Below are 8,892 nucleotides of genomic sequence, written 5' to 3'. Positions count from 1 at the left end.
CGACCGGCAGGGCGTGCTGGATCAGGTTGTCGTAGAACTCGCGATGGAAGGTGATGGTCGAGGACCACAGGAGGCCCTGGTCCGGGTGGTTGTGCAGCGGCAGCCACACGTCCATCTGCCGGAACGGCGGCACGTTGAGGGTCGAGGCGCGGGTGCCGTCCCACAGGCCGATCTGCATCGAGCAGGCGGCGAGCCGGTTGAGCTGCTCCTTGAACTGCTTGAGCGTGCCGCGCTCGCCGCCGGTGACCGGGAAGCCCATGTCGCGGATGAAGCCCGACATGCTCTGCGCCACCTCGACCTTGGGGCTGCGCTGTCGCACCGCCTCGGTGCAGAGATGAAGAAGGAGGAGCCGCGCCTTCGGGCCGTAGGGCAGCCCCTGCATCTCCATCTCGCCGGTGGTCGGGTTGATGAGCCGGCCGGCATTGATGGCGAGCGTGTTGCGGCCGTATTCCCGCGAGACGTTGGTGACGCCCTTCGGCTCGCGGTACGGCAGGCCGCACAAGGCCAGGACCGAGTGGATGTGCTGGATGTTCTCGGGCGCCGCCGGCTCGTTCTCGATCACCTCGCGCACCATGTCACGGCGGCGGGCATTGCGGGGCAGCCGGGCACGCTCGGCCTCGGCCTCCGCCTTCAGCACCACCAGCTTCTCGCGCGCTTCCATTTCGGCGTCGCGCTTGGCCTGGCTGGCGCGCACGAAGGCGAGCGTGGCCTTGTAGGCGACGCTACCCCGGGCCTTCTCGACGATCTCGATCAGGTCGGCGTCGCGGACGCCCTCGACGGATTCCTGGCTTGTGGGCTCTTGGCTTGTAGGCTCTTGGCCTGTGGGCTCTTGGCCTGGTTGCGGCGGGTTCGTCATCTCCACCAAAGGGCTCCGCACGGGGGATGCGCGCCGGCCTCAGCACGCATCGTGACTCTGCTTGGCGGAGTCCTAACGCGCGAAACCCGAATCGGCAGAGTCGAGTCTGGCCGATTCGCGAAGCAGAGCGCCAGATTCCTGTGAATCTGTGTGTCTAACCGGCGAGTCTTCGTCCCGCCGGTCGAGGGTGGGACCGATCCTTAATCGGTCTCGTCGCGGGTCTTCGACTCCGCGAATGCGGCGTAGAGCTGGGGAAGACTCTGGATCAGGTAGGCGGCGAAGTCCGGCTCGAGCGTGTCGTCGACGGTGAGCTGGGTGCCCTGGCGGCCGCGCTCGATCCGCACGACCGGCCGGCCGCCGAGATTGGTCCAGATTGCCGGTGACGGCGCCGGCCGCGGCGCCGGGGCGGTGAGGCCAGCGAGCAGCCGGGCGAAGCGGTCGTCGGAGGACAAATCCGAAAAATCCGGCACCGCCAGGATGCGGCTCACCACCTCCCCTGCCCCGTCCCGCGCCAGCGCCTCGACCAGCGCCGTCCAGCGCGGCCGCCCGGCCTTCGGCGCCGGGCCCACGGCCGCCACGATGGTCGCCGGCACCGCCCGGCCGATGCCGATCAGCCGCGACAGCTGGGTCTTCTCCACCGCGAGCGCCGCCATGATGGTGGCGCGGTCGAAGCCGCGATCCTCGAGCGCGATCGCGAACAAGGCCCGCTCGATATAGCTGAGATCGGCCCGGGCCGAGTTCTCCTGGCCCTGCGCGACGACGAGATCCTCGTCGGTGAGCGCCTTGACCACCGCCCGCACCGGCCGGCCGAGCTCGGCTGCGGCGCGCAGGCGGCGATGGCCATAGGCCACCTGGTAGCGGCCCTCCACGCCCGGATGCGGCCGCACCAGGATCGGCACCTGCTGGCCGCGCTCGCGGATCAGTTCGACGAAGGCGGCGTGCTCCGCCGGATCGCCGGTGAGGCGGTCCTGCACGAAGGAGCCGTCGATGAGCGCCGGATCGAGCTCGACCACCCGGTCGCCGGAGGCCACCATGGCGCGGGCCTCCGCCGCCGCGCTGGCGATGCGCCCGAGGCTGCGCCCCATGGCGCCGACGGCGCCGGAGCGGACCAGGGGGCGCGGCGCCTCGGAGGGCATGTCCACCGGCTCGGCCGGGTTGCCAGCTGGCAACTCCGCTTGGGGTTCTTGTTGCGGTTCTTGGGAGCGGGCGCTCAAAGCCGCCCGGAGGGCATCCTTGCGCTTCATGCCGGCACGCGTCCCCAGGCGCGGTGCATCAGGGCCTCGATCTCGCCGTTCACCCCGTCCAGCGCCTCGATCGCCCGGTCGTAGGTGGCGCGGGTGAAGCTCTCGCGGCCGATCTCGTAGAGGGTCTGCTTCGACAGGCCGGCATCCGAGATCGCCGTCGATTTCAGCATCAGGTGAGTCAGCACCCGCTCGCGGAACAGCGAGCGCATGAAGCCGACCATCTGGGTCTGCGGCGCGTCGGAGGGCTCGTAGCGGGTCACGACGTAGCGCAGGAAATCGTAGTCGAGGTCGGCGCCCGCCTCCTGCACCACCCCGAGCAGGTCCGAGGCCATGAGCAGGAACTGGCACATCGACATCACGTCGAGCATCTGCGGATGCACGGTCACCAGCATCGCGGTGGCGGCGCAGAGCGCGCCCAGCGTCAGGAAGCCGAGCTGCGGCGGGCAGTCGAGGATCATGACGTCGTAATCGTCGGCGACGCTCCCGAGTGCCGTGGCGATGCGGCCGAAAAACGGCTCGGCGTTGCGGTCGGCCAGCACCCGCGGGGTGTCGTGCTCGAATTCCATGAGTTCGAGGTTGCCGGGCACCAGGTCGAGGCCCGGGAAGTAGGTCTTGCGCACCACCTCACTGAGCGGCTTCTGCTCGTCGTCGTGGCGGATCGCGGCGTAGAGGGTCTGGTTGGGGCCGACGTCGAATTCGGGCTGGTAGCCGTGGAGCGCGGTCAGCGAGGCCTGCGGGTCGAGGTCGACGGCGAGCACCCGATAGCCCCGCAGGGCGAGATACTGGGCGAGATGGGCCGCCGTGGTGGTCTTGCCCGACCCGCCCTTGAAGTTCACCACCGCCAGCACCTGGCAATGCTCAGTCCCGGAGCGATGCGGCACGTAGCGCTTGGCCTTCGGGCCGTCGTCGAGGAGCTGACGCAGCTCGTTGATCTGGCCGAGGGTGTAGGAGCGGCGGCCGCCGGGGCCGATCTCCGGCTGCGGCCCTTTGCTCGCGAGCGAGAGCTGGCGCAGGTAACCGTCCGCCACGCCGATCAGCTTCGCCGCCTCGCCTGAGGAGAACGAGCGCAGGAGCTTGTGCGAGGCCGGCGGGAAGAGCGTGCGCCGCAATGCGTTCAGCTCGCTCGACAGGGCGCCGCCGTCATCGGCGATGATCCGGGTGATCGAGGGACGGTCGGAGGCTGCGGCTCTTGCCTGCTCCTTCGGCTGGTCGGGCATTTACGGTTCCTGAGCGCATCACGGTCAAACTCCGTAAGACGATGCCAGCGTGACCGTGCGAGCGCAAACCCTTTTTGGTTAAGCTTCATTAACCATCGGCGTCGGGCAGGTGTTGCCAGGTGGCAACCGCCGCGCCGCGGCGACGGGGAACCGGCCCAACTGCCCGGTGTTGGCCCGCCGACCCCGATCCTGGTCCATAGCCGCGCGCGCCCGCGTGGCGGAGGAGCAACCATGGCCGACACCGTCGCCGACTTCTTCTGGAAGCGCCTGGCCGCCTGGGGCGTGCGCACGATCTTCGGCTACCCGGGCGACGGCATCAACGGCCTGCTCGGGGCCCTGCAGCGCAGCGACCTGCCATTCGAGTTCATCCAGGTCCGCCACGAGGAAATGGCGGCCTTCATGGCCACGGCCTATGCCAAGTTCACCGGCGAGGTCGGGGTGTGCCTCGCCACTTCGGGCCCGGGGGCGACGCATCTCCTCACCGGGATGTACGACGCCTATTCCGACCATGTGCCGCTGCTCGCCATCGCCGGCCAGCAGGCGCGCAACGTCAACGGCGCGCATTACCAGCAGGAGCTCGACCTCGTCAGCGTCTACAAGGACGTGGCGGCCTATGTGCAGCAGGCCGCGTCTCCCGCCTCGGTGCGCCACATCGTCGACCGGGCGATGCGCATCGCCAAGGCCGAGCGCAAGGTCGCGGCGATCATCCTGCCGAACGACCTGCAGGACGTCCCGTACGAGGCTCCGGTCCGCAAGCACGGCAATACCTTCTCCGGCATCGGCTACATCGCCCCGAAGGTCGTGCCCTTCGACGCCGACCTGCAGCGGGCCGCCGACGTGCTGAATGCCGGCGAGAAGGTGGCGATCCTTGTCGGGGCCGGGGCGCTCCACGCCACCGACGAGGTGATCGCGGTGGCCAACAGGCTCCAGGCCGGAATCGCCAAGGCACTGCTCGGCAAGGCGGCTTTGCCGGACGATCTGCCCTTCGTCACCGGTACGATCGGGCTTCTCGGCTCCCAGCCATCCTCCGAGATGATGGCCGGCTGCGACACGCTGCTGATGATCGGCTCCGGCTTCCCCTGGGCCGAGTTCCTGCCGGATGAGGGCCAGGCCCGCGGCGTGCAGATCGACCTCGCGCCCGAGATGCTGTCCCTGCGCTATCCGATGGAGGTCCCGCTCCAGGGCGAATCCGCCGAGACCTTGCGCGCCCTGCTGCCGCTCCTGGAGCAGAAGCCGGAGGGTGGCGCGTGGCGGACCGGCATCGAGAGGGGGGTGGCATCCTGGTGGAAGGAGGCCGAGGCGAGGGCGATGGCGGAGGCCAACCCGGTCAACCCGCAGCGCGTGACCTGGGAACTCTCGCCCCGCATGCCGGACCGGGCGATCGTCACCTCGGATTCGGGCTCCTGCGCCAACTGGTTCGCCCGCGACCTGAAAATGCGGCGCGGGCAGATGTGCTCGCTCTCCGGCGGCCTCGCCTCGATGGGGGCGGCGGTGCCCTACGCCATCGCCGCCAAGGTGGCGCATCCGGACCGGCCGGTGATCGCGCTGGTGGGCGACGGCGCCATGCAGATGAGCAACATGGCCGAGTTGATCACCGTGGCGAAATACGCCCATCGCTGGCCGAACAAGACCTGGATCTGCTGCGTCTTCAACAACGAGGATCTGAACCAGGTGACGTGGGAGCAGCGGGTGATGGAGGGCAACCCGAAATTCGAGGCGAGCCAGACCATCCCGAACGTGCCCTACCACAAGTTCGCCGAGCTGATCGGCCTGCGCGGGATCTACGTCGACGACCCGGAGCGGATGGGCACGGCCTGGGACGAGGCCCTGGCGAGCGACCGGCCGGTGGTGCTCGAGGTGAAGACCGACCCCGAGGTGCCGCCGCTGCCGCCGTTCTTCACCCTGGAGCAGGTCCGGAACTTCACCGCCATGCTCGCCAAGGGCGACCCGAAGCAGGGCCATCTCCTGGTCGACACCGCCCGCCAGGTGCTGAGCCGTGTGTTGCCAGGTGGCAACCGGGACTAGCGTCGGAGCCTTGGTGAGCGGGTCTCACGTCTGGGCGCGATCTTCTCGATGGTCACGGATCCGTCGATCCCCTAACCGATCCGCATCCACGCGGGAGAGACGGGCCGATGGCGATCCTGGACACGGTGGCGAAGCTGGAGCAGGTCTACGGTGAATTCGGTGCGGTCGGCGAAGCCTCGACCGCGAAGGTCACCGACCACATCACGCCGCATTACCGCCGCTTCATCGAGGCGGCGCCGTTCGCCGCCCTCGCGACGAGCGGCCCGGAGGGGCTCGACTGCTCGCCCCGCGGCGACCGCCCGGGCTTCGTGCGCATCGCCGATCCGCGTACGCTGCTCCTGCCGGACCGTCGCGGCAACAACCGGATCGACAGCCTGCGCAACGTCGTCCGCGATCCCCGGGTCGGGCTGATGTTCCTGATCCCCGGCATCGGCAACGCGCTGCGGGTCAACGGCCGGGCGGTGATCGAGGACGACGCGGATCTGTGCGCCTCCTTCGCCGTCGAGGCCAAGGCGCCGCGCACCGTGATGGTGATCCGGGTCGGGGAGGTCTATTTCCAATGCGCCCGGGCCCTGATTCGCTCCGGCCTGTGGCGGGCCGACGCCCAGGTCGATCCGAAGGCGCTGCCGACGCCCGGGCAGATCCTGGCCGAGATGAGCGAAGGCCGCGTCGGCGGTGAGAGCTACGACGCGGCCTGGGCCGAGCGGGCGAAGCAGACGATGTGGTGACGGACGGGCGGGCAGGGGGCAGGCCGCCGGGATGCCGCGCAGGACATCCTCGACCTTCCGCCTGACCTGGAGCGACTGGCTAACGGCTCGACGTCGGGGATGGTCGTGAAGACAGGGCAACCGGTCCGGAGGAGAGGGCCAGGATGGAGAAGACGTTCACCGCCCATGTCGAGGACCGCCCCGGCCCCGGATGGCTCGCCCGGTTCCGGGACGGGCGGGACGAGGCGGCGCGGTGGTATCTCGGGGAAGGGGTGCCAGAGCGGCCCACGGCCGCCGAGTGCCGGGCCGCGCTCGCGCGCCATATGCCCGAACTCGTCGCGGCTTACGACGAGCTGTGCGGGATGGTCGGCGACGACGAGATGGCCCACCGCATCCTCAGCCATTACCGCCCGGCCCCGCACCGGCAGGGATGCAGCCAGGCGGTCTGGCTCGGCGAAGGTGGTCCGGCCTTGATCCGCAACTACGATTATCCCCTGACCGCGATCACCGGCCGCATCGAGCTGACGGCGTGGTCGGGGCGGCGCGTGATCGCGATGGTGCAGCGGCCCTGGGGCGGCTGCCTCGACGGGATGAACGAGGATGGCGTGGTGGCGAGCTGCACGCTCGGCGGCCTCGCCCGGCGCGGCGAGGGCTTCGCCATCATCCAGATGCTGCGCTACGTGCTGGAGACCTGCGCGTCGGTGCGCGAGGCGGTGGCCGCGCTCCGCCGCCTCCCGGCCGTGCAGCTCCACAACGTGACGCTCCTCGACCGCACGGGCGACCACGCCACGGTTTTCCTCGGGCCCCGCCGCGAGCCGGCGGTGACGCGCCAGAGAACCTGCACCAACCACCAGGAGCGGATCTTGCCCGCGTCCCGCTCCGCCCTGCGCCAGCGGGTGCTGGAGGCGGCCCTGGACGATCCGTCGACGAGCCTCGCGACGCTTGTCGAGCGCTTCTTCGCGCCGCCGCTCTACTCGCGCAAGCTCAGCTTTACCACGGCCTACACGGCCCTGTACCGGCCGGCGGCCGGCCGCGTCGATTACCTCTGGCCCGGGCATCGCTGGAGCCAGGGCTTCGACCGGTTCGAGGAGGGCGCCTACACCCACGATTATGGCGCGCTGGAGCCGTGATCCGTCACGGCCCCGCGCACGATCACGCCTGATCCCCCGCCCGCGCCACCTGCGGCAGCACCTGCTCCGGCGGGCCCGAGGCCACGATCTGTCCGCCCTCCAGCACGTGCACGGTGTCGGCCCCGGCGAGGCTGGTGAGGCGGTGGGCGATCATGATCAGGGTGCGGGAGCCGGCGAGGCCCTGCACCGCCCGCATCACCACGGCCTCGGTCTCGTCGTCGAGGGCGGAGGTCGCCTCGTCGAACACGATCACGTCGGGGTCGTGGTAGAGCGCCCGGGCGATGCCGATGCGCTGGCGCTGGCCGCCCGCGAGCCGGGCGCCGCGCTCGCCGACGCGGGTCGCATAGGCTCCCGGCAGGGCGGCGACGAAGTCGTGCGCGCCGGCGAGCCGCGCCGCCCGCTCCACGGCGGCCTGGTCGATCGTGTCGAGGCCGAAGGCGATGTTCTCCGCGATGGTCCCGTCGATCAGGAAGATGTCCTGCGGCACGTAGCCGATGCGATTCTGCCAGGCCGGCAGGGTGGCGGGATCGAGCGTCACGCCATCGACCGCGAGGCGGCCGGTCGTCGGATGCAGGAAGCCGAGGATCAGGCCGATCAGGGTCGACTTGCCCGAGCCGGTGCGGCCGACGAGGCCGACCGTGGTGTGGGCGGGAATCGTGAGATCGATGCCGGACAGGGCCGGGCGGCCGGGATCGTAATCGAACCCGACGCCTTCGAGGCGGATGGCGTCCCGGAACGGCAGGCGCTCGGGCGCGCGGGGGCGCGGGGGGCGCTCGCCCTCGAGCCCGTCGACCACCAGCCGCACCGCCGGCAGGGTGAAGCGCAGCAGGGCCAGCGCGTTGAACACGTTCTGGAACGCCGGCAGCATCCGGTAGCCCGCGAAGGCGAACAGGCCGAGGAGCGGCAGGATGCCGGCGGTGTCGAGCCCCTGCGAGAGGGCGAACAGCACCACCACGATCACGCCGCCGAAGGCCAGGGCCTCGATGACGAAGCGCGGCAACTGCCCGGTGAGCAGGCTCTCGGCGCTCGCCTGCGCGTAGGCCCGGGCCGGGGCCTCGAACCGGCGCGCGAAGGCCTCGGCCCGGCCGTAGAGCTTCAGTTCGGTGAGGCCGCCCAGCGTCTCGTGCACCACCCGGAACCGGCCCTCGTTGCCGGCCACGGCGCGTGCGCCGATGCGGGCGAGCCGCGCCCGCACCACCAGGAAGATGCCGACATAGAGCCCGCCGAAGCCGGCTCCGAGGATCAGCGCCAGGCGCGGCGAGACGACGAGCAGGAACACGATGACGGCCAGCGCCGAGGTCGCCCGCGAGGCGATGACGGTGGCCGGCGTCAGCACGCCGACGACGAGGCGGTCGGTCTCGCTCAGGATCGTCTTGGCGAGCTCGGCGCTGTTGGCGGTGGTGAAGAACAGCCGCTCGCGGTCGACCGCGCGGAAGAGCAGACGGCGGGCGAAGCCGTAGCCGACGCTGTGGCTGAAGCGCAGCTGGGCGTAGGTGAGCCCGGCATTGACGCAGGAGGTGGTGAGGATGGCGAGCAGAGCCGCCAGCCCGACCACGATCAGGAAGGTGCGGTCGTCGGTGAGCCCGAGCCCGTCGCGGATCGCGGCGAGCGCCGGGATGCGGGCCGCCGCCCCGGGATCGCCGACCAGCGTCAGGAACGGCACCACCGAGGCGACGCCGACCACTTCGAGCAGGGCCGCGAGGGCGAGCCCGG

Annotated in this window: 7 protein-coding genes; 3 read left to right on the top strand and 4 right to left on the bottom strand. The window is 70.6% G+C overall.

The genetic code is table 11. The features are described 5' to 3' along the window. The 3 genes from VQ03_RS30015 to repA form a co-directional block, all read right to left on the bottom strand. A partial coding sequence (locus VQ03_RS30015) for a replication protein RepA (protein WP_053078795.1) occupies positions 1–862 on the bottom strand: 862 nt, incomplete at its 3' end. Between the two features lie 194 nt (positions 863–1,056). Continuing rightward, positions 1,057–2,100: a plasmid partitioning protein RepB gene (gene repB / locus VQ03_RS30010; RefSeq protein WP_048454595.1), complete on the bottom strand. Its 1,044-nt coding sequence runs from the start codon at positions 2,098–2,100 to the stop codon at positions 1,057–1,059. Further along, entirely contained in the window at positions 2,097–3,317 is a 1,221-nt protein-coding gene (repA, locus tag VQ03_RS30005; RefSeq protein WP_048454594.1) for a plasmid partitioning protein RepA, read from the bottom strand. The genes repB and repA overlap by 4 nt, the downstream gene beginning before the upstream one ends. A 231-nt stretch (positions 3,318–3,548) precedes the next feature. On the opposite strand from repA, the gene VQ03_RS30000 reads away from it, so the two are divergent. The 3 genes from VQ03_RS30000 (at position 3,549) to VQ03_RS29990 (ending at position 7,179) form a co-directional block, all read left to right on the top strand. Continuing rightward, on the top strand, positions 3,549–5,342 hold the full coding sequence (locus VQ03_RS30000; protein WP_048454593.1) for a thiamine pyrophosphate-requiring protein: 1,794 nt from the start codon (positions 3,549–3,551) through the stop codon (positions 5,340–5,342). 107 nt (positions 5,343–5,449) lie between these two features. After that, entirely contained in the window at positions 5,450–6,070 is a 621-nt protein-coding gene (locus tag VQ03_RS29995; protein ID WP_048454592.1) for a pyridoxamine 5'-phosphate oxidase family protein, read from the top strand. Positions 6,071–6,213: 143 nt separating this feature from the next. Further along, positions 6,214–7,179 (top strand): C45 family autoproteolytic acyltransferase/hydrolase, encoded by a 966-nt coding sequence (locus VQ03_RS29990; RefSeq protein ID WP_048454591.1) that lies wholly within the window; start codon positions 6,214–6,216, stop codon positions 7,177–7,179. Positions 7,180–7,201: 22 nt separating this feature from the next. Here the strand turns inward: VQ03_RS29990 and VQ03_RS29985 are convergent. Beyond that, a partial coding sequence (locus VQ03_RS29985) for an ABC transporter ATP-binding protein (RefSeq protein ID WP_048454590.1) occupies positions 7,202–8,892 on the bottom strand: 1,691 nt, incomplete at its 5' end.

This window comes from Methylobacterium tarhaniae (genome assembly GCF_001043955.1).
GTDB classification, from domain to species: domain Bacteria; phylum Pseudomonadota; class Alphaproteobacteria; order Rhizobiales; family Beijerinckiaceae; genus Methylobacterium; species Methylobacterium tarhaniae.
The sequence above is the reverse complement of the archived record's forward strand: the minus strand, read 5'-3'. Positions and strand labels throughout refer to the sequence as shown.

What these genes read in the sequence shown, in the direction of transcription:
- repB (WP_048454595.1), bottom strand. Translation starts at nt 2,100, where the DNA reads ATGAAGCGCAAGGATGCCCTCCGGGCGGCTTTGAGCGCCCGCTCCCAA.
- repA (WP_048454594.1), bottom strand. Translation starts at nt 3,317, where the DNA reads ATGCCCGACCAGCCGAAGGAGCAGGCAAGAGCCGCAGCCTCCGACCGT.
- VQ03_RS30000 (WP_048454593.1), top strand. Translation starts at nt 3,549, where the DNA reads ATGGCCGACACCGTCGCCGACTTCTTCTGGAAGCGCCTGGCCGCCTGG.
- VQ03_RS29995 (WP_048454592.1), top strand. Translation starts at nt 5,450, where the DNA reads ATGGCGATCCTGGACACGGTGGCGAAGCTGGAGCAGGTCTACGGTGAA.
- VQ03_RS29990 (WP_048454591.1), top strand. Translation starts at nt 6,214, where the DNA reads ATGGAGAAGACGTTCACCGCCCATGTCGAGGACCGCCCCGGCCCCGGA.